The organism is Methanimicrococcus blatticola, assembly GCF_004363215.1.
GTDB lineage: Archaea > Halobacteriota > Methanosarcinia > Methanosarcinales > Methanosarcinaceae > Methanimicrococcus > Methanimicrococcus blatticola.
The window spans coordinates 58,501-85,027 of record NZ_SNYS01000006.1; the positions used below are offsets into that span (position 1 = coordinate 58,501).

The window sequence follows — 26,527 nt, forward strand, 5'->3', positions numbered from 1 at the left end:
TTTGCTTTATTTTTGATTGAGAATCAAAGACATCGCTTTTTCTCTTTTTTCCTTCGTTTCCGCTTCCGTTTTTGCGTAAGTGATAACGGTGTAAGCGCGGTAACCGTCATGGCCCGCGCATTCAAAAATTTCAATGCCGCTGCTTGCAGAATCCGCCGCAAACGGCCTGAAACTGCTGCCGGCAGAAATCAAATGTTCGCCGCCTGAAATGAGTTCGTTTCCTTTCTTTTGGAAATGCTCGAAAATACAATACGCATTTTCATATTTCGGATTCGTTGAAACCGATAATCCTTTTTCTTTAAAATCGGGGTTTGTAAACGCTTCAATTAACAAAAGAAGCAAATTCACGCCGGATGAGAAATAAACGCAAATCGGTGTCTGACTCGGGAAACGCGCATCAATTTCAAGCACCTTCCAGCCTTTTTGACTGGAAATCGCTTCCACATCCATGATGCCTTTCAAATTCAATCCGCTTGCCAAATCAAAAGCGATTTTTTGATAAATTTCATCGCGCGGAAGCGGCGTGACCATGAAACAGTCCCAAACGTCGTCAATATGAATATACGTTTCTTTAACAACAGTATAGTCCTTACCGTTGCCGATAATTTCCAAAGAAATGACAGGGCCTTCCAAATATTCTTCAATTAAAAAGTTTGCCGGAACCGTTTTCAATTCATCATCGGAATGAATGATACGCGCGCCGATGCTGCCGCTTTCTGACGGCGGTTTGACAAAATAAGGCGGCTCATCGGGTTTATCCGCCGGTGTCGGAACGCCGATTTTTTTGAAATATTCTTTGGATTTGGATTTATCGCTGCTGATTCTGTAAGCATCGAAATCAAAAAGAAGCGGGCATTTTATTTCGCCGGAAACAGATTCCAAAAAAGCAATCGTTTCTTCATTTTCATTAACAGGAATCATGAAATCGGAATTTTCCGAGATTGAAATAAATCGGGATTTGTCTTTTGTAATATCAAAACAATGGAATTCGTCGCAAATATTTTGAGCCAGGGCCGACGGATTTTTATCAATTAAAATAACCGAAATCCCGGCTTTTTTCGCCAAATAAGCCGCTTCAACGCCCTGAAGTTTGCCGCCGATAAGACAAATGCTTTTTCCGGCGTATTTGGATTCAAAATCTGAATGAATCGGAAATTGGCATTGGGCTGAAAACGACATGTTGATTCCTGTTTATGATGTTGTTTAGGATGATTTGTTTCGATTCAAATAAGCTTCAAAATTTTCCTGACTGCCGCGGGCAAGTCCCATCTCATTCAGTTTCTCAATAACGCTTTTCGCGTCTCTCTTTCTTTCATTGAGCGAAACGTCGCGGTCAAAATTGACAACGCCTTCCAGTTTGGAGTCGGCAGAAATGATAGACGTGACCACATTAGCGCCGGCGTTGAGGCGGTCAACCATTCCCGGAATGCCGGCAACATCAAGCGATGCCGGAATCAAACGGTCGGGGAAAACGAAGCGGAGAACGGAAATGACTTTCAGTTCCATCAAGTCTGACGCCTGTGTCGTTCCGGCAAGCGGCGTTCCCGGCTGCGGTTCAAACGTCATGACACGCACCTGATCCGGATCCGCTTTCTGCATTCCGCGAATGGATGCGACTGCCGATTCGATGTCGTCAGACACGGACGGGCTGACAGGCTCTCCGTTTGAGAGTTTCATTTTGGAAAAACCGGTTAAAATGCCGTCTTCAATGCAGATTCCGGCGGCTTTTGCGTTGAGCCGTGCTTGGAAACGCTCTTCAAAAGATTGACCGGCGCGCAGTTTTTCGTAAAGTTCTTCCTGATAAGTTTCCTGATAAAGCGCAAAAAAATTCGCGCCTTCTTTTGAAAGCGCTTGAATGAAATCGTTGTCAACAACGCCGGGAGAAACCATAACGGGAAGTCCTGTGACTTCTTTTGCGATTCTCACAAATTCCAGCAAGTTTTCCGGCTTGTTGTGGAAATGAGGGTCTTCGCCCATCGTTAAATCGATCATGTGAACGCCTTCGTTTTTGAGCTCTTCACACATAGTTCTCAATTCTTCAGGCGTGATTCTGTAGCGATCAATTTTATTTTTCGCGTTGTAGTAACAAAAAGTGCATTGGTTTTTGCAGTAAGTGGAAAAATAAACAAAACTGTAGAGATAAACATCGTTTCCGAAATAATGATTTTTGACGGAAACGGCCGCGTCAAACATTCTTTGAAGACCGGCTTTGTCCGTTGCCGAAAGCATGCTGCGGATATCATCATCTGTCAGCGATTTTTTTTGAATGATGTCTTCAATGAATTGATTGTATTCGGCATCACTCATCTTTGAAAAATAATCCATTCCCCCACACATCCCCCGATTGTTGTTATGATTATAATTATGATTATAAATTCGTGTAAATGCCGTTATAATAGAATTCCGAGCGGCTTCCTCTCTTGATATTTTTAAAGTTGTATTTGGCTTTGAGCAGACGCTCCAATCCGAATCCTGCGCCGATCCACGGCTTGTCAATGCCCCAATCCATGTCCATCGGAACCGGACCAACCACTGCGGAAGACAGTTCCAAATCGCCGTGCATCACATCAACGGTCGCGCCATAAACCATACACTCATCTCCTTCGATTTCATAACTGATTCCGAGATAAGTTAAAAATTCGTCAATCAGCTGCACCAGGTTTTCGCGGGTACACCCTTCACCCATTTGGCAGAAATTGACCATCGTAAATTCTTCTAAGTGACTGCTGCCGTCGGATTCTTTGCGGTAGCAAGGTCCGATTTCAAAAATTCTAAGCGGATCGGGCATCACTTTTCCGAAGCGATGAAGATAATTGTAAAGAACGGGTGCCAGCATCGGACGGAGACATTTACCGTCATCGGTTCTGAAAACCTGTTTAGAAAGTTCAACATCTTTGTCGATTCCCATTCTGATAATATATTCTTCCGGAATGAGAATGGACGACTTGATTTCAATAAATCCTTTGGAAATCAAAAATGCCGAAATATCGCGCTCAAGCTTCGCCAGCATGTGTTCGCGGCTGTTTTCATAAATATCAACAAGCTCGGCCTTTCTTTTGGAAACCATTTCCGCTTCCAGTTCTTCAAACGGCGGAAGATTCGGGTCATCCAAATTGATTTCATCGGAAATCAGCAAAGCTTCCAATCTCTTTCTTTGAGACGGCGAGAATTTTTCTTTTGCGGACACGGAAACAGGCTCCTTTGATGTTGATTGTGTTGATTGCGAAACGGTCTGTGTTGTTTGCGCTGCTGCCTGCGGTGCAATTGACACTGCTTTCTGCGGCGTTTCTGCTGCGACAGGTGCTGTTTGAACAGTTGACGCTTCTGCCATTCCTTTCTTCAGCACTTTTTTCGGCGCGGATTTCTTGACAGGGGCTTCAACGTATGTGATTCCCGGATCATAGAAATCTTTGGCAACGAAACGGTTGATGCGCTCATCGGAAAGCTTGCAGAGCTTGCAGACTTTTCTGTATTTTGAATTTCGAAGCGACCGGGCAGATGCGCTGCGTCTGGAATTATTGACAGTAATGACTTCGCCGCAGTCGGTATGAATACGGATTTTTCGGGAGGAAACATCATATTTTTTGATGCCGTGCAAAACATCTTTTCGTGACAGCCAAACGTCGTTGAGTTTGACAAGTCTTTCCAATGTCGGTCGGTCTGCCATATTTGTTTCCTCCTTTTATTTTTCCATGATAATTGAAATGCGGAAATCCCGGGAATCTAACCCGGCTAAACGGATCTAGAGTCCATTTGGTCTACCTGACCAGATTTCCATTCCGAAATGCCAGTTGTATATGATTTTGTTATGTGTTTTTGCTTTTTTGCCTGCTGATTTGCAGTTGAAGTGTTCCCGCAATTAAGTGTTGTTTTAATTAATACCTTTCCGCCAAACGCTGCAAACCGCGAGCATATATGCTGCCGCTGTTGTATTAAACGCTTATTATAACGCTGCCGGCGTTTGCATTATAAATTATGCTGTCAGCTGCTAAAGCGTCAAAAGGGAAAGGGAGGTTGTGTTGAGATCGTTTTCCCATGAACCGTTTTCTTTTTGGGAATCGGAAAGCCATGGCAAAGATTCCATGGCAATGTATTTTTGATTGCAGAAGACGAAAGTCTGTAAAATCAAATTGCTTGTTGCCGAATATTTCCAAAAACCGTCTTCTCGAACGGATGAAAGCCATTTCAATTTTTGGGAAATGAATTCAAAAATCATGAAATCGGCCGCTTCATTGAATTTGCCTAAATTTTTTTGTTTTTGAAGCGCGGTCAAAATAAGCGCGGTCGTTCCGGGATGTTGTCTGTCGGAATTGTCATTTTTGCACAAATCCAAACAAAGCTCTTCCTCAAAAATGCCGGCATCTGCCAAAGCGGGTAAGATGTAAACCGTGTCATAAAGGTTTTCACCCCAGCGGGCACGATGCTCTAAAAGATAATGAACAGCTTTGCCGCGAGCGGTTAAAAGGTCGCTGTTGTCCAAGCCGTGAGAATTGGATTCCAAATAAGAATAGGCGTTTGATAAACAGGAAACAGCGCGCGCGGTTTCGCGAAGGTCACCGAAAGATCCGTTTTCTTCTTGTTTCAAAAGCAATGTCTGGAGATATAAAAATCCGATTTGCGGATAATTCCAGTAAAAGTGAGCGAGCGTTAAATTGGTCAAATCTTTGACGGCAATATGGGAAAACGCGCCGGTTGTATTTGAAAAATGATCAGCGATCCAAGAGAATCCTGCGTCCGCTGCTCTTGTTATACCGGCCGGAAGTTCCGGTGTTTCGGCTTGAAAGTTGTGCGCGATTTTACAGGATGTCATAAGTATACTGCCGATTAATGTGAATCGAAATTAAAAGGATTTGATAGTATAAGAAATTTGATGATTCGGAAATCTCAAACCATTCAAAGATTAAAGAATAAGATAAAAGAATAAGATAAAAGAATAAGATAAAGAATAAGAATAAACGAGTTCCCTGTGTGAGGGAACCCGGGTGTGTGTGTGTGTTTTTAATATGGTTTGTGGTTATAGAATGTGTGGTTTTAGACTTTACTTTGAAAAACTGATAGCTTTAAAATAAAAATCCAAAAGCAAATTTTACAAAGAAAGCACATATATAAAAATGTTCCTCTTTTCAGAACATGAAAATTAAGAATAAAACAGATAGAGAGGACCTCGAAAAAATATGCAACATACAATTTTCAAAGCTTTATGAATATTGCAACCGCTTTGTAATTTTATAATATCTTTGTAACAAAATTGTGAAATTTTTCTGTTTTTTTGATAATATTCCAATGACAAATATGGTTTAAAGATGTATATTTATACTAATAATTCTAATAAACGAAGTGTTATTTTTATAAAAACCGCCCTATTATATTTTTATAAAATTCAGAGGTAAAAAACATGATTTGGATGATTCTTGAACGTTTTATCGGAATTCCCGGATTAAAAACAATGACAGGCGCAGAAGGGTTGACAAGTTTAGAACCCAACGTCGGCAAAGAAGACCGTATGATCCGTTTTGTTGTCGGCATTGTTGCGTTAATCGGTTTGGTCTTCATAAAAAGAGGATTTATTGCCCGATACTTGCTTGGTTTGGCTGCTTTGGCCGGCTTGACAACCGCTTACATGAAATTCTCTCCGGTTTACGCGCTCATCGGCGAAAACACCCGGAAAAAAGGAAAGGGGAAAGGAAAGAAAAACAAATAATTTCAGTTTTTGAAACTGAAATTTTACTTTTTTTGGATTTTAAAATATTCGTGAGCGGTAGCGTTAAAATAATAACAATAATAATATATTAATAGATTATTTTTCCTAGTTCACCCCGATTATTAAATGCATATTATATCAGTTTACTTTTAATAAAATATATATAGCATATTATATTTATTTTAATCACTGCCTCATAATTATTCGTATGTTCTTGTTTCAAAAACGGCACGGTAGGGCATTTTATTTAAAATAATATATTTCAAAAGGGGATACTTATGACAAATATTTCGAAATCAATTTTACTAACAAGTATAGTTTTAATTTTATTTTTATGTATGAGCGGAACAGCTGCAGCAGAAGTTTCTATTGAAAATCCTAACGAGTTTAGAACAGTATTGGAAGACATGTATGCCGGAAATAATCTGAGTGAAATATACCGATTGAACTGTAATATTAATATGAATGATATAGCTTTTAATGGTTTTACATTTAAACCGATTGGAACCGATAATAAAAAATTTACAGGAAAATTTGACGGTAATGGGTTTACAATTTCCAATTTAGTTATTGAAAGCAATTCTAACAATACCGGATTTTTCGGCGTGACCGATGGTGCAACTCTTACAAATATTGAGTTAAAAGATGTTACATTAAATTTTGAAACTGACGGTGAATGTGAAAATATCGGTATACTTGCCGGTTCAGTCACCGAGGGTACAATTGAAGGATGTCATGTTGACGGAAAAATAACTATCGTTGACAAACAGAATGCCGATGATACAATAAGTAATATCGGCGGACTTGCAGGATATATCAGTAAAGATGCGACAGTTAAAGATTCTTCAAGTGATGTTGAAATTAAAATAACAATAGATGATCCGGACGATATGAAAATAAATAATATAGAAAAGATCGGCGGTCTTGTTGGTTTTATGAACAGCAGCATTGAGAATTGTAGTGCAATTGGTGATATAGTAATAGATGTAACCCAATCAAACACTACCAGTTGTATAAAACTCATCGGCGGGCTTATTGGAAATAATGAAGATGGGATTTTAATTAATGGCGGTTTTGCCGCCGGAGATATAGTCATAAATATAAACGAAAATGCAAAAATCAAGCAGTTAACTCGTGTCGGCGGACTTGCCGGATATTTAGATACGATGAATACCGTGATTATCGAAAATAGTTCTGCAATTGGAGATATATCAATAACTGTAAATAATAATGCAGAAATTCAATCAGATATTTCTAATATCGGCGGACTTATAGCGTATTCTAGAGCTGAGATTACAAATAGTTACTCAACCGGAAACATCTTGATAGACGGTAAAAACGCTAAAATAAAACAAGCATCTGGAATCGGAGGGTTTATCGGGTCGGCAAGCGGAGGTAAAACCGATAACTGTTTTGCTGCAGGAAATATATTAATAAAAGTGTATGGCGACACCGATAAGATATACGATATTGGCGGTTTTAACGGATATCATTATTCTGAAATGAATAAATGTTATACAACAGGAGAAATAGAAATTACAGGTTCAAAAAACATAAATAGTGTCGGCGGACTTGTTGGACGTAATTTTAAAAGCATTGTCGATTCATATGCTTTAAATGAAAAAATTACTGTGACTGCTACACCAGATCCTACCGATGTTGGAAAAGCGATTGGTTCCGGTACAGGTACAATAACAAGTGTTTATTCATGGGAAGGTATGGAAGGTAATTTCTATAAAGGAACAAAGACAATAGACGGTGACCCGATTGCAGCTTCTGATGTTTGGAATGAAACATATTGGATTGGCAGCAGCACCGATTGGACTTTGAATACTTATAATAACTTTAAATTGCCCATTCCTGCTTGGCAGACCAAAAAAATCGTCGTTGCAGATGCAATTCATTTAAAGATTGATGATAACAGCAATTCAGGCAATGGTATAGACGGGACAACAGATGTTGATCCGACAGATAATACGCCAAACACACCAAACACACCAAACACACCAAACACGCCAAACACATCAAATACAACGAACCCGGTCGTTAATAATACAACCGTAGATGATTCAGGTAAAACAACTTCTGTTGGTACAGGCAGCGCCACGTCTTATGAATCCGATGCGTTTCTCTATTCAAAACTTCTCATTGCGATTGTTTTAATCGGACTTTTGCTCTTCATAATTATTTTCTTCTTATACAAAAGAAGAAAAGATGAAGAAGAAGAAAATCAATGAAAATAATTTGAATGAAAGTGAAAAATTCAAATTCAAAAAACAATTTGAAAATATACAATTCAAAAATAAAGAATCGAAATCATTTCTCATGAAATGATTTCAATTTTTTTTCAAAAACGAGAATGGATTGGATTAAAAATAAAATTAGATTAAAAATAAAAAAGATTTAAACAACCTTACCGGTTGCCGTAAATCTCTGATTTTCTTCCAAACTTGCAAACAGGAACAAATCGTCTTTGCTGTAAGCGACTCTTTTGCTGCCGACAAGTTTTAAAATGCCTGTTTCGCCTGCGTTGAGAACTTCTTTTTCCGCGCCGCCGACAGTAATTTTCTTCACGCGGACCGGATCGGATTGAAGACCGACAAACATGTGCAAAACATCATCTAATTTGACGCCGCCTTTTGCGAATTTTGAAAGCGTGCATTCCATTTCATATTCTTCCGCGATGATTTCATCGTTGGAGAGGAGGCAGCCGCGGTCCAGCTCGCGCTCCAAAAGTCCTTTTAAACCCATGCCGACGCGCGAGCCTGTTCCGGCCGCTTTCACGTCAACGTCGTGTGTTTGAATGGAACGGATATCGATTTTTTTGTCGGTCGGGTAGAGACCGATTTTGTCGTGGGTGTGAACAGTTCCCTGCAAAACTTTTCCGAGAATGACGATACCGATACCGGTAACGTTAAAGAAGTGGTCGACAACGACACGCGGCGGAAGTTCATCTTTTGCCCTGTGTTCTTTTTCAATTTCAACGCCGTGTTTGTGAATTTCTTCTTTGAGTTCGTCAATGCCTTCAAAGGCGTTGGGCGCGTCTTTGTTTGCATTTACCGCAATGATTTCCCAATTTTCAAGAACGGTTCCCGCCGTAATTTTCTTTAATTTTTCTTTAAACGCGTCAATTTCCATTGCGTAGCTGGTATCGGATTTGGTAATTGCGATAACGCCGCGTTTGAATTGAAGCAAATCAAGCGCGATAATACACTCCCCGACCGCCGGTGTTAATCCGTTGGGCGTGACGCACAAAATTGCCATGTCGGACAAATTAAGCGCGGCAACGATTGATTTCATAGATTTCGGATAAGATTTCGCGTCCACATAAACGTATTTTTGTTCGTGGCGGTCATCATTGAATAAAGTAATATCAGAATCCGTTCCTTTTTTGCCGAGCTTGGATCCGAGCGATGTGCGTCCGGATTGCTCGTCGCCGATAATTGCAATATTTGTCATTCCTGTCACCTTAAAATGAATAAAAATTTGAAAAAATTATGATTCTAAAACCTGTTTCAAATATATGAGTTTTATTTAATGCCGCTTTTTATTTAGTCTTAATCCGACAGCGGTTTTCTCATAATAATGCCGACGCCGGACGGATCATCCCCGCTGTCGGAGTTTTCCAATATCGGGAAAAAATTCGGGATTTTATCAACCGTAACAAAACCCTCCTCCCGATACATTTTATAAGCATTCTGCCAATCGCTGTTCACGAGCAGGATCGCGCTTTTTAATTCATACTCCTTTGAAACGCGTTCAAGCAAAGCCGCAAAAAGCCGCTTGCCGATTTTACCGCCGCGCGCTGCCGGATTGACGGCAACGGATGAGATGTAAAGCTCTTTGCCGTCATTGCAGTGTGTCTCGTAAACGGAATGGTTGAGATTAAAATTCGAATACGGAATCTCTTCCGAATATTTCCAAAGCTCGGAAGAAATGTAGCCCGCAATCATACTGCTGCCTTCGCTTTCATTTTTAATTTCAGCGATTAAAAAGCCGTCCGGAAACGCTGCGATTCGGTCTTCAAACACTTTTTTGGATTCGATGACCTCAGGATGAAAAGAAAGATGTTCAATTTCCATGATGTCATCAATATCGTCAGCGTTTGCTTTTCGAATATTTACGGACGGTAAATTTTCCATGGCAGAAAGAGAGTTTGGAACTAAATAAATGTTAAGATGAAAAGAAAAAAAGGAGGAAACAGAAAAAATCTGTTTCCTTTCATTTTTGACGTTAATCCAATGTTGGAATCGCCAAAAGCAAACTGCGGCGCGTAATGATGCCGACCAATTTTTCACTGTCATCCACAATCGGCACGATACCGATGTTTTTGTGAACGATGCAGTTGACGATTTTTTCAGCCGGCGTTGTCGGCTTGGCTGTCAACGGATTTCGGGTCATCACGTCGGCGACAAGAAGCGTTTTGATTTGGGCTTCCTGATGGTTGTCCGGGACATGATCCTTAAATTCTTGGAATGCGACAGCGACGTCGCGCTCTGAAATGATGCCGACAAGCTTTCCGTCTTCCATGACCGGAATTCTTCCGATGTTGTTTTCAAGCATCAGGTAGCGGGCGTGAACCAACCGTTCACTGGAGTTGATGGTAATGATGGTTTTGCCAAACATGATGTCGTTGGCCTGGCCGCCGAAATCGAAAGCGCCGATGAGTTCGTTGGGCGTAATCCAGCCGAGAACATCTTTTTCGTTTTCAGAGACCAAAAGCACGCCGCCCTTTTCTTTCAAGATTTTTGCGGCGACGGCGAATTTTGTGGCCGGCTTAACGAATGTATAATTATCCGTGACAGCCGTCACAACCGGGAGAGAGGAGGCAGGCTTCGTTCTTTTTTTCGTTCCGAGCTCCTTGGCAAGACCGCGCATTGTCAAAATCCCCGTCACCTCCCCGTTGTGCATAACAAGGAGACGCCGTGTATTTTTCTTTTCCATAATACCAAGCGCGTTTGAGATCTTTGCCGATTTATCAATTGTCGGGGGAGCGACCATGATATCTTTAACCTGCATAATATTTTCACCTTCTGTGGTTGATTAATTTTAGGTCAATTTATGTCGTTTTTATTATTGAATATGAAATGAGCGGGGGATTTTTCCGTAAACGCTCAAAACATAAATTTGAATGAATGTTTCGGGTTTGATTCGGATTCTGTTACCGTATCCGAACCCGTAAATTTCCCGTTCTTTTCCTTTAAGCGTCGTGGTTTTCCGTCAGCCATCTCAAAATATCATTTTTCGAAATCATGCCTGAAACTTTTCCGTTCTTGGTCACCGGAAGAGAGACGACATTATTGTCAATGATTTTTTTAGCGGCGCTTGCAATGGATTCACTGACATCGGCAACAACAATATTTGTCATGATGTCTTCTGCGATGAACGGAATGTCCAACGCGTATCTTGCTGCTTTGGAAGAGGATTTCTTAGAGCCTCGAATACTTCTTTTACCGTCGGAACCGATTAATTCGCTTGCGGAAAGGTCTTTGATGGAAACAATACCGACTGCTTTTTCCTGGTTGTCCATGACGATGACTTTTTGAACATCACTTTTCTCCATTTCATCAATAACGTGATTGAGCGTGTGGTTTGTGTTGACAACAACCGCTTTTCCTGTCATGGCGTCGCCGACACGTCCGTTCGTTGCGCTTTCAGCTGCGAATCGGATTAAATCTGTTTTTGAAACGATTCCGAGAACTTCCTTTTCAAAGATCGGGATATGATCAATGTTTTTTTCGACCATCAGCTTGGCGGCTTCCGCAATCGAAGCATTGGGCGAGAGTGTCACGACATCGGCAGTCATGACGGATTTGATCGGGATTTGGTCAATCGGTCTTCGTTTCCAAGCCGCTTCTTCTTCAAAAAGCTTCATGTTCAAATCGGATTTGGTAAAGATGCCCAAAATTAAAGGATCATCGACGACCAAAATAGAACCGACTTTGTGTCTCATCATAAGGTTTCGCGCATGTGCAACTGTTTCATCTGGCTCAACAATATAAACAGGCGAACTCATGATATTTTTCATTTTCATGGAATATCCTCCTATGCGACTTGACATTAAATTTCCGGAAAAACATTTTTTTCAATTTTATGTTTTTGTTTTGATTTTTGATTTACTGTTTATTCGTTTGTTTATTCATTTCATTCAAACACATAATTTTTGATTGATTCTGGTTTTTCCGTGACGAAGTTACAGAAAATTCAAAAATAAACTGCGATTCAATAATTTGAGACAGCATAAGCTTACCTCTTTTGAATACGGCAGAAACGATTAAACTCCGGATCTGATTTCTCAGACATTCAGTAAATCACTTCCGCAAATGCGTTTCAAAACATAAGGCAATCGTAATTTATAGACCGCTTTTCGTTTAAACGCGTGTTTGCTGGAATCAGAAATGTCATCGAACAAAAATGCTCTTGTATTGGGTTTTTGTGTCATTAGTTTCCCCCAAAATTAAATTTCCGGATAATTTAAAGAGGTTCTTCCTATGTTAAATAGTTTATCCGGTATAAAAGAAAAATAATGAAAAATGCAAAGAAGATACTGAAGAATGCAACAAATGTAATGACAAATATAATAGAGACCGTGGCGAATATAACAAAAGCAATGACAAATATAATGAGATTGACGGAGAACATAACAGAAATGAAGAGAAATATAATGGGTATAACGATGAATATAACAAAAATAATATAAAACGGATGTGAATAAAAATAGGAAATATTTGCATTTCCAAAAAATTTCTAACCCCTTGGTTTCCGATGGAGAATTAGAGAAAAACGGATGGGATCGATGCAATGACCGAATATATACTTTAATTCTTTTTGTTCATAAAACTTTGAAAAATATAAAAATGAGAAAACAAAAAAAGATTTTAAAAGAAATAAATGAAAATCGAAATCAAATAATTAAGTGCCGGAACAAATTCTCTGACATAATCCGATTCATTGTTTAAGTGAACGCCGTTTTCATCGATTTGAATAACACCGATGCGGACAATATTTTTCTCAACTCTGAAAGAGCCGATGTTCACTGTTCCGTCCTCTTCAATTTCAAAACCGCTGATTTTAATCGGACCGCCGCGCAGAACGACCGGCTGATTTTCTGTTTCAAACTCTTCCGCGTTAAAATACATTATGGTGCCGTTTTCAAAATAAATCATTGTGTCCGGACTGACAAGAACAGAATTATTTCTGTCATACACCATCTTAACCATTGTATTGTTGAGCGTGTTGATGATTTCGGATTTGTTATCGCTTAACGCTTTGTTTTTATCCCAAACAATATCGTTTAAAATCAAACAGATGATTGTTTGTTTGGATAAGCCGGAGCCGTTTACAATGATTTGATTTGTTGTCGGCAGATTGTTTCCGATAATCAGAATGTTTGCTTCTGCCGGGATCAAATCCATTACTTCACCGCTGCCGTAATTGACGATTAAAAAATCGCCCATGGATTTGTAATCAGAAGACGGACTTTTGCTGATGAAAATATTGCCGTCATTGAGATTGAAAATATAATTGCCTGAATCTGATTCAGAAGCCGAAACGGGTACTGCCGCAAAAACCGCAATTAAAAAACAGAAAACGGCAAAAAAAAGTATTTTTCGTTTCATGTAAGATCCTCAAAAAGAAAAGGAAGTCGGATTATATAAATCCGATTTCTAAAATATTTCAAATATTTTGATTTAAAATAAATTTCTATTCAAAATCAAAAATTTGATTCGGAATAATATTTTTATTCGAAATATTATTCAAAATATTATTCAAAATATTATTCAAAATATTTGATTCAAATATTCAAATTTACACAATTTTTACATCGTTTACATAATTGCGATTCTGGTTCTGTTGCCGGCACTGAGCTCGATTTCCTCGTTCATGCCGAACTTGGAGAAAGCGTCGCTGATGCGAACCGTCATGCCGATTTGAACATTGTTAACAAGCTCGGCGTGTTCGCCCCAAAGAGAAACGCGAATGTGGCCGGAATCGTCTTCCACTTCAATGTTGGAAACCATGCTCTGTGTACCGTCATCTCTTTCAAATTCACGGAAATCACCGATTTCAATGACACGACCTTGAATGGAATAAGATTTTCCGGGAAGAATGTCGTTGATGTTGTCGAGTTTTTCCATATACTGAATTTCTTTTTCAGAAGCGGTGACGTTTCCGCGGGAACCGACGTTGAGTTCAACGGACTGGCTGAAGTCGTTCATTCTGGAGTAAGCGTTGATAATGTCAACGGATTCGCCGAAATCAAATTCATCTAAGTAAACGGTTTTATCGTCCCAGAGACTGACACGGATTTTGCCGGTGTCGTCACCGATTGTAATCGTTCCGATTGTTCCTTCGCTGCCGTCTTTTCTGTTGAAAGTGCGGACATCGGAAATGTCTAAAATAACGCCCGAGAGATTCACGCCGTTCATGCCGTCTGTGATTTCAGAAACTTTCAGGAATTTTTGCTCATATTCCACTTCAGAATCTGCAATTTCAACAACGCTTGAGTTGCCGAGTGAAATTTCCACTTTTTGGGAGAAGTTATTGACTTTAGAATAAGCGTTTTGGATTTTAACGGAGTTGCCGATATCCAATTCATTGACGAGTTCGGCTTTGTCATCCCACATGCTGACACGGATTGTGCCTGTCGGGTCACCGATTGTCATGTTGGCGACACGTCCTTCGCCACCGTCTTTGCGGGTAAATGTTTTGACCTGGCCGAGATCCAAGACTTTCCCGAGAACAGTAATATCATTCATGCCGTCTTTGATTTCATCAATTTTGCGGACCGGAATTTCATAGTTGACTTCTTCATCGGAAAGCGCAAAAACGCCGTTGTTGCCGACATGAACTTCGGGGCCGTTTAAACCGCGTTTCGTGTAACCGGAAACGTTGATGCTGGACCCCGTTTTAATTTCGCCGTTTTCAATTGCGTCCACTTTTGCGTCCCAAACGGAAATTCTGATTCTGCCGGTGGAGTCGCCGGCCATAACGGTTGCGACGCGTCCGACTGTTCCGTCTGCGCGGTTGAATTCACGCGGGTCGTAAATGGTTAAAACTTTTGCGACAAAAGAAATGTTGCCACTGTTTTCATCAATGGATTCGATCATAACGACTTCTCTTTCGGTTGCGGAAATGCCGAGGTCGCTTAAAACGAGGCGCGCGCACATTTCATCATCGCAAAGACCGCCTAAAGCTTCCTTTCTTTCTTCGACTTTTGCAACAAAATCGTCGTAGCTGATCAAATTTTTAACTTTTTCGTAGATTTCTTGTAATTCTGCCATTCTTTTTACCTGACTTTTAGATTTTTGAATTTTTGATATTCTGACCTGATTGACAAAACGCTGACAAATTCAATAGTCTGATAAACCTGAGTGTCTGAAAAATAATTGAGTTCGGGTACACGGACAAATGATGATTTAAAAAACAATTGAGATGATGGAATTGCTGAGGTTGTAGAAATATACTTGTTACTCTGATAATTCAACTCTCCTATTTTTACCTTCCGTCTCTTACAAAATCCATTATTTAAGTGCAATTTTATTTATATTAATAATGCTGTTTATTCACTATGATTCGAAGGTGCGAAGAGCATGGATGCTTCAGGGGAGAAATTTGCCCGGAGTGTGATCAGGAAGGGCAATTTATTTTAGACGAGGAGCGTGAAGACCGTTTGGGCCGCTTTATCGCCGGCGCTTTGAGACACTTCCCCGCAAAGCTCGGGCTTTCCATGTACGAAGACGGCTGGGTCAGCATCAACGCTTTGACTGCCGCTGCCGCACGCAAATACAAATGGCCTAAAAAATATCATATTTACGCGCTTGTCGAATCAGATGAAAAGGGCAGATATGAAATATCGGGCGGCAAAGTTCGCGCCGTTTACGGTCATTCCATTGATGTCAATTTAGATTATCCGCTTTATGAAAGCGAATTCGCTTACTACGGCGTAAATCCCGAAGAAGTTGACATGATTTTAGACGAAGGCATTTTGCCCGTCAAACAAAGATATGTTCATTTAAGCACAACGCTTGAAAAAGCGATTGAAGTGGCAATGATTCACTCGGAAAACCCGTCCATTTTTAAAATTGACGCCGCCGCCGCAATTGATGACGGCTTGAATCTCATGGTTGCCAATGAAGATATTTTATTGGCGGATGAAATCCCGGCGGAATATATTTTGGAAATTTATGAATAATTTCCATCATTTCTTTTTTAATTTTATTTTTCGAAATTCTGTTTTTAATTTCATTTTCTGAAATTCCGTTTTAATTTTATTTTTCGAAATTCCATTTTAATTTTATTTTCCGAAATTCCATTTTAATTTTATTTTTTCAATCTTTCAAAAATATCATAATTTTCATTTTTTCTTCGTTTTTTATACATTTTTCACAGAGTTACCACAAACCTTATTAAATCAAAATATTGTTTACTCTTTTGTTGTTATGCAGGAATTGTTCCGATGAAAGAATCGGCAAGCAGCATATCAAAAACATAAAAGAATAAATAATCACATTATATGTCATTGATCGGGAAAAGTACCAAATCAATTTTATATAATAGGTATAATAAATGATTTAATACGGTTTCAAATATGAACTAAAACCGTAATCACCTTCATTAATTCAATAATAAATTCAATAACAGGATGTCATAAACCATCCTTTACAAGTAAATTAAAAAATTATCATCGATAAACTCAAGATGACAGATTCGAAAACAGTTTCTGCAATTGAATCGATTCAAAATCACATATAATCGACAGGTGACAGCGCTCCGGAAAATGCGTGCGCCTTAACCTGATTTACCTGCGCTGAACATATACGAACAATATTAACAGTTCAATGACGCGCCGACCGATACTTGCAATATTCATTTCAATAATGAAAACGGCTTTAAAGCCGGTAAAACTCGCAGCCGAACATAAATACAGCCAATGCTGATTTTTTCGGAATAAACCGAGACAAAAAGAATTTCAATATTCACATATTCAATATCATCTGATACCAAACTTCAGACTTAAGATTCAAATTCAATCATACAGGCTTTAAAATCATTAAAAATTAAAGAAATTAATTAAAGCCGTGTTATTCAATCAGTCTTATTTCCGCTGCAAGACAGCGTAATGTAAACCGCCTGATATGAAGCGGCGGTAATCTCATTTAAGTTTGGTTTCCTATCACAGCTTTGCTATCGCGTGTTTAATGTAAATAACAAATTAACATTAATCAAATTAACATAATTTTGAAACATGCGCCGATATTTGTGAAAAATTCTGTTTTGTTAACGGCTGTCAACTGATGTTTTACCGTTTGACTTTTTACCGTTTGACTTGTTGCCGCATTTGAAAAAGTGAATATTTCAATCAATGATTTTGAATCTTTTTTACAGGACTGTTATCATCATTCTCGAGTTTTTGGATCCTGCGGGAGACAAAATTATGCAAAATGAAGATACAACCAAATATATTATCAGAACAAAAATCACAGCCGACGGCGTTATTGAACGTCCGGATATTGTCGGCGCTATTTTCGGTCAAACCGAAGGACTTCTCGGAACCGATTTAGATTTACGCGAATTACAAAAAACAGGCCGTATCGGCAGAATTGAAGTGATGGTCACAACCAAGAACGGTAAAACACGCGGAAATATTTTCATTCCGTCGAGTTTGGATAAAGTTAAAACTTCCGTGTTGGCCGCCTCTTTGGAAACAATTGACCGTGTCGGTCCGTGCGTCGCAAACATTGAAGTGACAAAAATCGAAGACGTTCGCGCTTCTAAACGTGTTAACATTGTTGAGCGTGCCAAAGACATTTACAAAACAATGTTTGACGAGGACATGCTTGAAGCTCAGGAAATCACTGACGTTATTCGTGAATCTGTTCGCGTGGAAGGCATCACCTCATACGGTAAAAATAAATTGCCGGCCGGTCCCGAATACAATTCCAATGAAATTATTGTTGTTGAAGGCCGCGCCGATGTTTTAACGCTTCTTAAATACGGTATTAAAAACACAATCAGTGTCGGTGGCACAAACATTCCGCCGGAAGTTATTGAATTGCTCAAAGGCAAAAAAGTAACTGTTTTCACTGACGGTGACCGCGGCGGCGAATTAATTATCCGCGAATTGATGCAGGTTGCCAATGTGGATTACATTGCCCGCCCACCGGACGGCAAAGCGGTTGAAGATATGATTCAAAAAGAAATCGTATTGGCGCTTCGCCGAAAAATGACAAAGGACCAGTATATTGAAAAATACGGTATTGTCCTCCCGGCTTCTAAAAGAACAAGAAAAACCGCTGAAACGGTAAGAACCCCTGTTGAAACGACAAGAACATCCCGCACAGCAATTGAGAAAGCAGCACCGAAAAGAGTTTCCGCTATCCGAAAACCTGTTTCTTCCAACAGATATGAAGAAGAGGAAGAAGAAGTGCCGGTCAGAAGAAGCCGCACGGAACGGTTGACAGAAAAACCGGAGCGCAGAAAAATTTCAGAACGCGTCGAGCCGATTGAAAAGGAAGAACGTCCTGTCAGACAACTTCGCGCAAGATCCGTGAAACCCAAAACAGATGAAATCGACGACATGATTGCCGTCAAGTACGTTGATTTGGATCAAACGGAAGAAATCATTGAGGAAGAAAAACCGAGACGCGGACACCGTCCTGCAGTGCCGGTCGCTGTTGAAGAAGAAACGGAAGCTCCGAGAAGAGAGAGCAGAAGCCGTGACCGCGAAGAAAGAGCACCGCGCGACAGAGACAGAAACGCAAGAGGACGAAACGAAGAGCCGGAACAGGCAAAAGAGAGAAAGCCTGCCATTCCGTCACCGTTTGACAAAGAAATGGAAATGCTTTCAGGCACATTGTCTTCCAAAATTTTGGATCAAAACAACGCCATCATTTCCGAAATGCCTGTCAGAGAACTTGCAAGCGCATTAAAAGACGGTGTTAACGGCGCAAAATCGGTTATTTTCGACGGTGTCATCTCACAAAGAATTGTGGATATCGCTGCCGAACAGGGCATTGAAAACTTAATCGGATTGAAAGCCGGAAACGTCGTTAAGATGCCGGCGACAATGAAAGTTTTCACGGTTCAGTAATCGGATTTGAAAATAAATAACAAAATTCATTGTAAATAATAACAAATTTACTGTAAATAATAAATTCATTGCTGCCATCATCGGCAGCAATTCTTCTTTTTTTAATTCTCTTTTTAAAAACAAAAAAATTGAAATCAATTAATTGAAAATTAAAATCGAAATAATTTAAAAAAATTAAAACCAAAAAAATTAAAATCAAAAAACAACTAACCGATTAAACTAAAAATGGAAATTAAAAAAACGGAAAATGGAAATTAAAAAAACGGAAAATGAAAATAAAAAATAGGAATAACTCAACGTATTAAACGTAAGGCGGATATTCCTTTTTTCCGGATTCCTGTTGAGGATAGCGTTCTTCGTACCATGCTTTGGATCTTTCGATTTCTTCTTGGGTTCTGACTTTCTTTTCGGCGCTTAATTTCGCTTCTGCCGGCTTTTCGGCAACGGTGTCAAAATTCATATTTTCCATTAAAAGATCGGCTTTTGTTTTTGGTTTATGAATCGTTTGCGGTTTTGCGGATTCGATTCCACTGACTTCTTCGAAAATGATTTTTTGGTTTGCATTTCCTGAAAATGCTGTCTGTTTCGGATTTGAAAAGTTTTCTCTTTCTCTTTCGCTTTCTTTTTGCTTCGGAATGGTTTGAATTTTGATTTCATCATATTCGATTTGAGAATCAATTTTGGGAGAGATTTTTCGGCTGAATAAATTACTGCCGGCCGAAGCTGTTGTTTTTGCTGTATTTGATACATTTGCCGGATTCGAAACAGCCTCTTTCTTTTCTGTTTTCGGCATTCTTTTCGCCTCAAATGCAGGCCATTTAAATTCGGATTTGCGATCTGCCGGCGCGGATTTTATTTTCATTTCCGCTTCAAAATCAGCTTGCTGCTCATCCCGTGTGCTTTCCATGACCGATGCAAATTGATTATCGGAAGGTTTCAACGATGCTGCGTTTGCTGAATTATTTACCGAATTATTTGCTGAATTTGGGGTATTTGCTGCGTTCACGCCACTGCTTTTGGGCTGTTCGCCGACAACGATTGTTCCAAACGGTGTTTCAACTGTTTGAAAAACCGTATCGGCGTTGGAATCGGAATCAGAATCATCGGATTCGGTAACAATTTCGACTTCGGCGGATTCGTCTGTCGGGACGGTGATTGGACGGTCTGCTGAAGATTCGGAAAATTCTGAAACTGTAAATGACTTTGGAGAATTTTCATCGGTTTCATCAATAATTTCAGCGTCGGATTTTTCAGAATTGGCACTTGTTTCGGCATCAAGCTGAATAGTTTCGTTTGTTTGTTCCACCGGAAATGTAGGGGTGTTTTCTGATTTTAAATTCTCCTCGTTTCCGACTTTGTTTTCATTATTATAAGTGTTATCTGAGTTGATTTTAGTTTCATCGGTTTTGTTGTCTTCAAAAATGAAATTTTCCGAGATTTCTTGAAAATCGTTTGAGTCGCTAAAATCAATTTGATCGACGACGAATCCCGAATCAGAAACGATGTTTTCGGATTTGTTTTCAGATTTGTTTTCGGATTCGCTTTCAGGTTCGTCTTCAAGCTCGGCAACCGTGTTCGCCCGAACGGTTACTTTTGTGATGACGCCGATTTTTTTGATTTCCGCCTTTCCGATAACTGATAATGTATTTCCGTTTGCGTAACCGACACTGCATCCCGGCATAATCGTGATGTTGCCGCCGCTTTCAATTGAATTGACCGTTACATTTTGAAAAAGAGAAATATCCGAATCGGCTGTAATGTTTCCTTTGATTTTAGAACGGGAGCCGATGATGATTTGATTTGCTTTCAGATGACCTTCAACAATACAGCCTTTTCCGAGCTGGACATTACCGTCGACTTTAACATTTTTCCAAAAGCGAGTTCCCGGACCGACAATGACGTTTCCGTTGACGGCAACGTTTTGGTCAAGAACAGAATTTTTAGGTATAATATAAGTGTTTGATGGCGAATGAAAACGAATGTTCTTGGAAGAAATCATAAGGATAAAACCACTTACAATTATTTAAACCATATTAAAAAAGGAAATTAATCAAATAAAAAAGAAAAAATTATTCTTCCAACACTTTTGATAATTCAACATACCAAAGCGCGTTTTTGATGGTTGCCTGAACTTCTTCTTCGGTCACTTCGCGAACGATTTTTCCGGGAACGCCTAAAACCATGCTGTGCGGCGGAATGACTTTCCCGGCGGGGACGAGTGCGTTTGCGCCGACAATGCTCCCTTCGCCGATGACGGCACCGTCTAAAACGGTGGAATTCATGCCGATTGTGACATTATCTTCTATGATGGCGCCGTGAACAACGGCACTGTGTCCGATGGTCACGTTTTTTCCGATGACAGTTGGTTGGTCAATGTTGCTGTGAAGAACGCAATTGTCTTGAATGTTGCTGTTTTCGCCGATTTTCATCGGGCCTGCGTCTGCCCGGATGACTGCGCCGTACCAGACGTTTGTGTTTTCTGCGAATTCTGCGTTACCGACAATTGTTGCGTTTTTTGCTTTTCTTAACATAATAATCCTCAAAAAACGAAAAATATGTTTTATAATCTTAATAATTTTAAAAATAATCCGGTAATTTTAATAATCTTTAATAATCCTGCAATTTTAATAATCCTGTAATTTTAATAAAACTGTTTTATAAAAATATAGAGAGGATTGTTTTAAAACAATCCTGTCACGACGTTTGTAATCAATTCGACGATGTCAATGCCGGAAATTTTTAAAACGACGTAAGCACCGACAAATGTTCCGATCATGCTGCCAACGTTTGCAAGCGCGGCAACGTAAATGACTTTAAAGAAGGAATTGTTGTTCAATTCTTTAAATGTCTCGGCATTCATCATACCTTTCATGTCTTTTGTTGTCGGTTTTCTGCTGCCTGCTTCGGCGAGTCCGGCAAACCAACCGGCTGCAAGAAGCGGATTGATTGACGTAAACCACGCTAAGAAGAACGCGACGACGGCTGACCGCAGTTTGCCGCCGGCAATCAAAACGCCGATGGCGCTGAGAACACCGTTAATCAGGAACCAGCACCCGAATGCTAAAAGAAGGATGTCGGGCGTCATTTCAGGATAGGTGATGACAGAATAAACAATGTACGCAAATGCCAGCAAAACCAATGCGATGATGCCGTAGCTGATAAGTTTGAGTAAGCTGAATTTCTTTTTCGGAATGACGTCAAGTTCGGCAAGATTTGGGATGTCGGAAGGTGTGTCCAAATATTTCATAACGCCTTCGCGGTGACCGGCACCGATGACGACGACGATTTTTTTACCGGGACCCGCAGCCTGAACGGTTCGCAGAATGTTGCCTGCCAAATACGCATCGCGCTCGTCAATTAAAACGGATGCGGCTGTCGGTGAGAGATGACGGAATTCTTCAATCATCGCGGTGACGGCATCTTGGTCGGTCATGTTGTTGATGTCGAAATCCATTTCTTCTTCGTCACCGAAAAACATGCCTTTAACGATGGTGTAAGCCATTTTGACTTTTTCAATGAAACCGAGTTTTGCTAAAAAACGTTTGAACGTTTTTTGGATATCGCGGTCGATGAGCGCAATTCCGGCGCCGACTTGCTGCGCGCCTTCAACGGCTGCCATCATTTCAGATCCCGGCGGAACGCCGAGTTGCTCGCCCATTTTTTTCTGCATGTAAGCTAAAAATCCGTAAAGGAGATAGTAAAAAGTTTGACCGGGTTTGAGAACATCTTTAAAAGAAATTTCGGAATCGCCTGTATCGGGTTCTGTCATTCCTTTGTACCGGTTGTGATCGAGTTCGACGGCGACGATGTCGGGGCGTTCTCTTTCAATCGTTTCGCGGACTTCCTGAACACTTTTTTCGGAAACGTGTGCTGTTCCGATGATGATGATTTGTGTCGGATGAATACCGTCGGTGACGTCCGAAACAGGATAAACGTTGTTAAAATCTGAATTTGTGTTTAGACTGACAGCACCATCTACCGTTGCCGAGATGTTTGAAACGATGACATCCGGTTTTTTAATATCCGAATCGGAAACATTATTATTTTCTGTGTTTTCCGAAATTTCCGGAGAGGTTTCTGAAGACGAGCTGACGGCTTCTTGTGTTGAAGCAGAAGAATCAGACAAATCCGAAGAAATGCTGCCCGAATCAGTCGGCTCTGAAAAATTGTGTGTATATTCGTCTTCGTTTTTCATAGTGTGAGACTCAAAATTCAATTAAAATTTTATAATACTGAATTTCTAAAATATTTCTTTTCCTATTTAAAACAGATTCGTTTTTTCAAATTCGAATTTTGATTTTGGTTCGATTTGATTTTGATTCAATTTTTTGATTCGATTTGATTTTGTTTCAATTTAATTTTTGATTCGATTTGGTTTGATTTTGGTTTGTGTTGATTACCATTTTGAATTGTTTTAATGAATTAATTTAAATATAAGTAAAAAAATCCTTTTTTAGAGTATTTGATGTATTAACCGACTTTGTTTTTTAATCATTTGATTGGCCTTTGATCGGTTTTGATGATCTGTCATTATTATGATTGATTGTCGTTTTTTTGCCTGCTTTGTATTGGTCTTTTGTTTTGCGGATTTCAGCGTCGGCTGGTCTTTAAGTATTCATTATTAAAGGAGAATGGGACATGAAATTGGAAGGTAAAGTTGCAATTATTACGGGTTCAACATCCGGAATGGGAAGAGAAACGGCAAAGCAATTTGCTCGTGAAGGCGCAAAAGTCGTTATCGTCGGCAGAAATGAAGAACGTGCCAAAGAAGTAGTTGACGATATTAAGAAAAACGGCGGTGAAGCGGCATACGTCACTGTCGATATGACAAAAATCGAATCATTAAAAACAATTGTTGACAAAACGATTGAAACTTATGGAACAGTTGATATTCTTTTCAACAATGCCGGTATGCTTTCAACGACACCAATTATGGATTTGAAACTCGAAGAATTATATGACCTTTTTAACGTGAACGTGGCATCAGCTCTTTATTTGGCACAACTTGTCGCTCCTGTTATGAAAAAGAAAGGAAAAGGCGTTATCATTAACACATCTTCTGTTGCCGGTTATGCGGCTCACCATGGATTTGCTGCTTATGTGACGACGAAACACGCGGCTGAAGGTTTGACAAAATCTATGGCTTTTGAACTCGGTCCTGAAATCCGCGTCAATGCGATTGCGCCCGGCGCGATCCACACGGCAATGGTTGACAGTATCGGCGGACCGGATGTATTGACGGGAATGATTCAAGGTGCTCCGCTTAAAAGAATCGGACAGCCGATTGACATTGCAACGGTTGCTGTTTTCCTGGCATCGGATGACTCATCTTTTGTGACAGGACAAAGCATCAGAGTTGACGGCGGTTTTGATATTTAAAATAAACAAAAAAAATTAAAGTAATTAAAAAAGAAAAAGAAGATAACCCGATTCGGGTTATTTTATTTTTTAATTTCGTCGTTTGTACTCTATTTTTGCTATTTTTATGATTCAATCAAAATGAATTCATATCTGTTTTGCTCTTTTCTTTAAAGCTGTCTTTCAGATAGATGGCTGTCATTAAGTCGCTTCTTGAAATGAGGCCGACCATTTTTCCTTCTTCGTCCAAAACAACGACACGGCCGACAGCGTGCTGTCCCATTTGATTGAAAGCTTCAAGAGCAGTGTCTTCGGGTTTGACGGAAACAACTTCTTTCATTACGTCTTTGACGGTAAAAGCGTAGCGTTCCGCTTCGTTGACAAAACGGGCGTCATCTACTGTAACAACACCGATAACGATGCCGTTTTTAGTTACCGGATAACCCGGGTGTTTCTTTTGGAAAACGAAAGTAATGAAATCTGTCAATGACAAGGATTCATCAACGGTTAAGACATCGGTTGACATAATATCTTTGACGATAATGTCTTCTAAAATTGTTGTTGCTTTGAACATTTTGCCTTCTTCAGATGCTGAAATGTAAAGGAACAATGCCAAAATCGCAAGCCACCATTGGAAAGCGAGGATGGAAATGATTGCCAAGATGATTGAAAATCCTTTTCCGATAGAAACCGCCGTATTTGTGGCTTCTTCATAGGAATGTCGCTTGGCGAGCCAAGCTCTGAGAACGCGACCGCCGTCCATCGGATAAATCGGCAGGATGTTGAAGAAGCCGAGCAGCAAATTCAATGTTCCGAGCAGGAAGATCATTGTCGGGATATTGTATGTGAAAACCGTAATGCCTTCAGCGACCCAGTTGGTCACGTCGGCGACGCCGAGAATTGATCCGTAAACGAAATAATTGATTCCCAAAAGTACGATACCGATAATGATATTTGAAAGCGGACCGGCCAAAGAGATATTCAATTCTTTAGATGGATCCAAATTCTTTTCGTCTTCCGGATTTTCAATTGCGGAAATTCCGCCGAAAAAGAAAAGCGTAATGCTTTGGATTTTAGCACCGTATGAACTTGCTAGCAGCGAATGCGCCAATTCGTGAATCAAAAGCGTCACGAAGAAAAGTGCAGTTGTCAGACAAGCCAGAGTATACCTGGCAATCGGCGGCTCAACATACCGGAAACCAAACGGCCAGCCGGTAATTGCAAAAATAAACGCGAAAAGCAGAAAAACCAAAAGGAATGTGACACTGATATGAATCGGAATTCCTTTAACGGTTGCGATTTTAAAACTCATAACTATTAAAGTAGATTTAATCAATAAATAGATTGCCAAAATTTTCAGGCTTTAATTATTTTTATTAAATTGCCCTGATTCTATTTTTATTCTGTTTTCATTTCTATTTATTTTTGTTTTTATTTCCAGTTTTGGTTTCTACTTTTCATTTCTGCCTATCATTTTTGCCTGCCATTTCCGTCTGCTGTTTCTGTCTGCTGTTTCTGTTTATTATTTTTACTGTTTTTGCTGTTTTCTTTTCATTCTTTTCCTTTTACTCTTTTATTCTTGTGATTTTTGAATTGTTTTTCTTATTTGAGTTGTTTTTCTTTATTCTTTTAATTCCATTTTCATTCCTTCTTTTATTTCTCTTATTATAATCAAAGTCTATCCCGAGCATGATTAAACAATTTTATTTTTGTATCAAAAATGAAGATAACCCCTTTATTTCGATTGGAAAGTATATAAGCGCCCACCCCCCCATAATTTCCAATGAAGAGATTTTAGAAAAAAATTCGACGAAAAAAAAGATAAAATAAAATTTCATTTTATTTTTGTTGTTAAAACAATGTTGTTTTGTTAAGAATTTTTTCATATTTAAATCTATTGAAATATGAAAAAATAATAAATTAAAATTTAATAATATTAAAGAAATTTTAATTAAATTGAAAAGAAAAATTACTGTAAAAAATTTAATTGCTGTATTGTTAAAAATAAATTATCAAACAAATTTATTATAAGTTTATTATAAATTTATTAAATCATTATCGGATTAAAAGTAGACAGACAAAAAGACAAACAAAAAGACAAACAAAAAGACAAACAAAACTCAGAAATTTAACCGGTTTATTAACCGATTTATTTTGAATTTAATTTCAGATCCAAAATTAATAATCAAATTTGAAAATAAAGGATTTCCAATTAGAATATATATTTTCAAAAAAGGTTTGCTTGCTGACATTTTTGCTTAAAATATTCCAATGGAAATCATGGGGTTGGTCTAAAATTATCCTTTTTTAATTTCCGATGGAAAAATCTGAAATTTACAGATTTAATTTAACTCTACAAGTTCTATAAGTGATAT

Annotated in this window: 20 protein-coding genes; 5 read left to right on the forward strand and 15 right to left on the reverse strand. The window is 39.3% G+C overall.

Features of this window, described 5'->3' with window-relative positions; translation table 11 throughout:
- Window positions 1-6: 6 nt before the first annotated feature.
- From pylC to C7391_RS02335, 4 genes are all read right to left on the reverse strand, one after another.
- A complete protein-coding gene (gene pylC / locus C7391_RS02320) occupies window positions 7-1,179 on the reverse strand; it encodes a 3-methylornithine--L-lysine ligase PylC (protein ID WP_133516946.1) in 1,173 nt (390 codons plus the stop codon).
- A 24-nt stretch (window positions 1,180-1,203) separates the two neighbouring features.
- Entirely contained in the window at window positions 1,204-2,325 is a 1,122-nt protein-coding gene (gene pylB / locus C7391_RS02325) for a methylornithine synthase PylB (RefSeq protein ID WP_223611031.1), read from the reverse strand.
- Window positions 2,326-2,368: 43 nt separating this feature from the next.
- Entirely contained in the window at window positions 2,369-3,667 is a 1,299-nt protein-coding gene (gene pylS / locus C7391_RS02330) for a pyrrolysine--tRNA(Pyl) ligase (RefSeq protein ID WP_133516947.1), read from the reverse strand.
- Window positions 3,668-3,988: 321 nt separating this feature from the next.
- Complete coding sequence (locus tag C7391_RS02335; RefSeq protein WP_133516948.1) at window positions 3,989-4,810, reverse strand: hypothetical protein; 822 nt, start codon at window positions 4,808-4,810, stop codon at window positions 3,989-3,991.
- Window positions 4,811-5,395: 585 nt separating this feature from the next.
- Here C7391_RS02335 and C7391_RS02340 point away from each other — a divergent pair.
- Together C7391_RS02340 and C7391_RS02345 are read left to right on the forward strand one after the other, a co-directional pair.
- Entirely contained in the window at window positions 5,396-5,701 is a 306-nt protein-coding gene (locus C7391_RS02340; RefSeq protein WP_133516949.1) for a YgaP-like transmembrane domain, read from the forward strand.
- A 278-nt stretch (window positions 5,702-5,979) separates the two neighbouring features.
- The gene (locus C7391_RS02345; RefSeq protein WP_133516950.1) at window positions 5,980-7,938 is read left to right on the forward strand and encodes a GLUG motif-containing protein; all 1,959 of its coding nucleotides are present in this window, start codon (window positions 5,980-5,982) and stop codon (window positions 7,936-7,938) included.
- A 166-nt stretch (window positions 7,939-8,104) separates the two neighbouring features.
- Here the strand turns inward: C7391_RS02345 and C7391_RS02350 are convergent, their stop codons facing one another.
- The 7 genes from C7391_RS02350 to C7391_RS02375 form a co-directional block, all read right to left on the reverse strand.
- Window positions 8,105-9,160 carry an EF-Tu/IF-2/RF-3 family GTPase gene (locus C7391_RS02350; RefSeq protein WP_133516951.1) on the reverse strand — a complete coding sequence of 352 codons (1,056 nt, stop codon included), beginning with the start codon at window positions 9,158-9,160 and terminating at the stop codon, window positions 8,105-8,107.
- 98 nt (window positions 9,161-9,258) lie between these two features.
- On the reverse strand, window positions 9,259-9,843 hold the full coding sequence (locus C7391_RS02355) for a GNAT family N-acetyltransferase (RefSeq protein WP_166627370.1): 585 nt from the start codon (window positions 9,841-9,843) through the stop codon (window positions 9,259-9,261).
- A 91-nt stretch (window positions 9,844-9,934) separates the two neighbouring features.
- Window positions 9,935-10,720 (reverse strand): CBS domain-containing protein, encoded by a 786-nt coding sequence (locus C7391_RS02360; RefSeq protein ID WP_133516953.1) that lies wholly within the window; start codon window positions 10,718-10,720, stop codon window positions 9,935-9,937.
- A 181-nt stretch (window positions 10,721-10,901) separates the two neighbouring features.
- Window positions 10,902-11,735 (reverse strand): CBS domain-containing protein, encoded by an 834-nt coding sequence (locus tag C7391_RS02365; RefSeq protein WP_166627371.1) that lies wholly within the window; start codon window positions 11,733-11,735, stop codon window positions 10,902-10,904.
- 261 nt (window positions 11,736-11,996) lie between these two features.
- Window positions 11,997-12,143, reverse strand: coding sequence for a hypothetical protein (locus C7391_RS08235; protein ID WP_166627372.1), 147 nt, complete (start codon window positions 12,141-12,143; stop codon window positions 11,997-11,999).
- Between the two features lie 436 nt (window positions 12,144-12,579).
- Window positions 12,580-13,320 carry a hypothetical protein gene (locus C7391_RS02370; RefSeq protein ID WP_133516955.1) on the reverse strand — a complete coding sequence of 247 codons (741 nt, stop codon included), beginning with the start codon at window positions 13,318-13,320 and terminating at the stop codon, window positions 12,580-12,582.
- Between the two features lie 210 nt (window positions 13,321-13,530).
- Window positions 13,531-14,985, reverse strand: coding sequence for an OB-fold nucleic acid binding domain-containing protein (locus C7391_RS02375; RefSeq protein WP_133516956.1), 1,455 nt, complete (start codon window positions 14,983-14,985; stop codon window positions 13,531-13,533).
- 287 nt (window positions 14,986-15,272) lie between these two features.
- On the opposite strand from C7391_RS02375, the gene C7391_RS02380 reads away from it, so the two are divergent.
- Both C7391_RS02380 and dnaG read left to right on the forward strand, forming a co-directional pair.
- A complete protein-coding gene (locus C7391_RS02380; RefSeq protein ID WP_133516957.1) occupies window positions 15,273-15,896 on the forward strand; it encodes an RNA 2'-phosphotransferase in 624 nt (207 codons plus the stop codon).
- 1,242 nt (window positions 15,897-17,138) lie between these two features.
- Window positions 17,139-18,794: a DNA primase DnaG gene (dnaG, locus tag C7391_RS02385; RefSeq protein ID WP_133516958.1), complete on the forward strand. Its 1,656-nt coding sequence runs from the start codon at window positions 17,139-17,141 to the stop codon at window positions 18,792-18,794.
- Window positions 18,795-19,095: 301 nt separating this feature from the next.
- Here the strand turns inward: dnaG and C7391_RS02390 are convergent, their stop codons facing one another.
- The 3 genes from C7391_RS02390 to C7391_RS02400 all read right to left on the reverse strand — a co-directional run bounded on the left by C7391_RS02390 (window position 19,096) and on the right by C7391_RS02400 (window position 22,989).
- Entirely contained in the window at window positions 19,096-20,793 is a 1,698-nt protein-coding gene (locus C7391_RS02390) for a hypothetical protein (protein WP_133516959.1), read from the reverse strand.
- A 70-nt stretch (window positions 20,794-20,863) separates the two neighbouring features.
- Window positions 20,864-21,325 carry a gamma carbonic anhydrase family protein gene (locus tag C7391_RS02395; protein WP_133516960.1) on the reverse strand — a complete coding sequence of 154 codons (462 nt, stop codon included), beginning with the start codon at window positions 21,323-21,325 and terminating at the stop codon, window positions 20,864-20,866.
- Window positions 21,326-21,474: 149 nt separating this feature from the next.
- Entirely contained in the window at window positions 21,475-22,989 is a 1,515-nt protein-coding gene (locus C7391_RS02400) for a TraB/GumN family protein (protein ID WP_133516961.1), read from the reverse strand.
- Between the two features lie 443 nt (window positions 22,990-23,432).
- Between C7391_RS02400 and C7391_RS02405 the strand changes: the two genes are divergently transcribed.
- The gene (locus tag C7391_RS02405; RefSeq protein WP_133516962.1) at window positions 23,433-24,173 is read left to right on the forward strand and encodes an SDR family NAD(P)-dependent oxidoreductase; all 741 of its coding nucleotides are present in this window, start codon (window positions 23,433-23,435) and stop codon (window positions 24,171-24,173) included.
- Window positions 24,174-24,288: 115 nt separating this feature from the next.
- Here the strand turns inward: C7391_RS02405 and C7391_RS02410 are convergent, their stop codons facing one another.
- Complete coding sequence (locus C7391_RS02410; RefSeq protein WP_133516963.1) at window positions 24,289-25,464, reverse strand: CBS domain-containing protein; 1,176 nt, start codon at window positions 25,462-25,464, stop codon at window positions 24,289-24,291.
- Between the last annotated feature and the right edge of the window lie 1,063 nt (window positions 25,465-26,527).

What these genes read in the sequence shown, in the direction of transcription:
- pylC (WP_133516946.1), bottom strand. Translation starts at nt 1,179, where the DNA reads ATGTCGTTTTCAGCCCAATGCCAATTTCCGATTCATTCAGATTTTGAA.
- pylB (WP_223611031.1), bottom strand. Translation starts at nt 2,325, where the DNA reads ATGGATTATTTTTCAAAGATGAGTGATGCCGAATACAATCAATTCATT.
- pylS (WP_133516947.1), bottom strand. Translation starts at nt 3,667, where the DNA reads ATGGCAGACCGACCGACATTGGAAAGACTTGTCAAACTCAACGACGTT.
- C7391_RS02335 (WP_133516948.1), bottom strand. Translation starts at nt 4,810, where the DNA reads ATGACATCCTGTAAAATCGCGCACAACTTTCAAGCCGAAACACCGGAA.
- C7391_RS02340 (WP_133516949.1), top strand. Translation starts at nt 5,396, where the DNA reads ATGATTTGGATGATTCTTGAACGTTTTATCGGAATTCCCGGATTAAAA.
- C7391_RS02345 (WP_133516950.1), top strand. Translation starts at nt 5,980, where the DNA reads ATGACAAATATTTCGAAATCAATTTTACTAACAAGTATAGTTTTAATT.
- C7391_RS02350 (WP_133516951.1), bottom strand. Translation starts at nt 9,160, where the DNA reads ATGACAAATATTGCAATTATCGGCGACGAGCAATCCGGACGCACATCG.
- C7391_RS02355 (WP_166627370.1), bottom strand. Translation starts at nt 9,843, where the DNA reads ATGGAAAATTTACCGTCCGTAAATATTCGAAAAGCAAACGCTGACGAT.
- C7391_RS02360 (WP_133516953.1), bottom strand. Translation starts at nt 10,720, where the DNA reads ATGCAGGTTAAAGATATCATGGTCGCTCCCCCGACAATTGATAAATCG.
- C7391_RS02365 (WP_166627371.1), bottom strand. Translation starts at nt 11,735, where the DNA reads ATGAAAATGAAAAATATCATGAGTTCGCCTGTTTATATTGTTGAGCCA.
- C7391_RS08235 (WP_166627372.1), bottom strand. Translation starts at nt 12,143, where the DNA reads ATGACACAAAAACCCAATACAAGAGCATTTTTGTTCGATGACATTTCT.
- C7391_RS02370 (WP_133516955.1), bottom strand. Translation starts at nt 13,320, where the DNA reads ATGAAACGAAAAATACTTTTTTTTGCCGTTTTCTGTTTTTTAATTGCG.
- C7391_RS02375 (WP_133516956.1), bottom strand. Translation starts at nt 14,985, where the DNA reads ATGGCAGAATTACAAGAAATCTACGAAAAAGTTAAAAATTTGATCAGC.
- C7391_RS02380 (WP_133516957.1), top strand. Translation starts at nt 15,273, where the DNA reads ATGATTCGAAGGTGCGAAGAGCATGGATGCTTCAGGGGAGAAATTTGC.
- dnaG (WP_133516958.1), top strand. Translation starts at nt 17,139, where the DNA reads ATGCAAAATGAAGATACAACCAAATATATTATCAGAACAAAAATCACA.
- C7391_RS02390 (WP_133516959.1), bottom strand. Translation starts at nt 20,793, where the DNA reads ATGATTTCTTCCAAGAACATTCGTTTTCATTCGCCATCAAACACTTAT.
- C7391_RS02395 (WP_133516960.1), bottom strand. Translation starts at nt 21,325, where the DNA reads ATGTTAAGAAAAGCAAAAAACGCAACAATTGTCGGTAACGCAGAATTC.
- C7391_RS02400 (WP_133516961.1), bottom strand. Translation starts at nt 22,989, where the DNA reads ATGAAAAACGAAGACGAATATACACACAATTTTTCAGAGCCGACTGAT.
- C7391_RS02405 (WP_133516962.1), top strand. Translation starts at nt 23,433, where the DNA reads ATGAAATTGGAAGGTAAAGTTGCAATTATTACGGGTTCAACATCCGGA.
- C7391_RS02410 (WP_133516963.1), bottom strand. Translation starts at nt 25,464, where the DNA reads ATGAGTTTTAAAATCGCAACCGTTAAAGGAATTCCGATTCATATCAGT.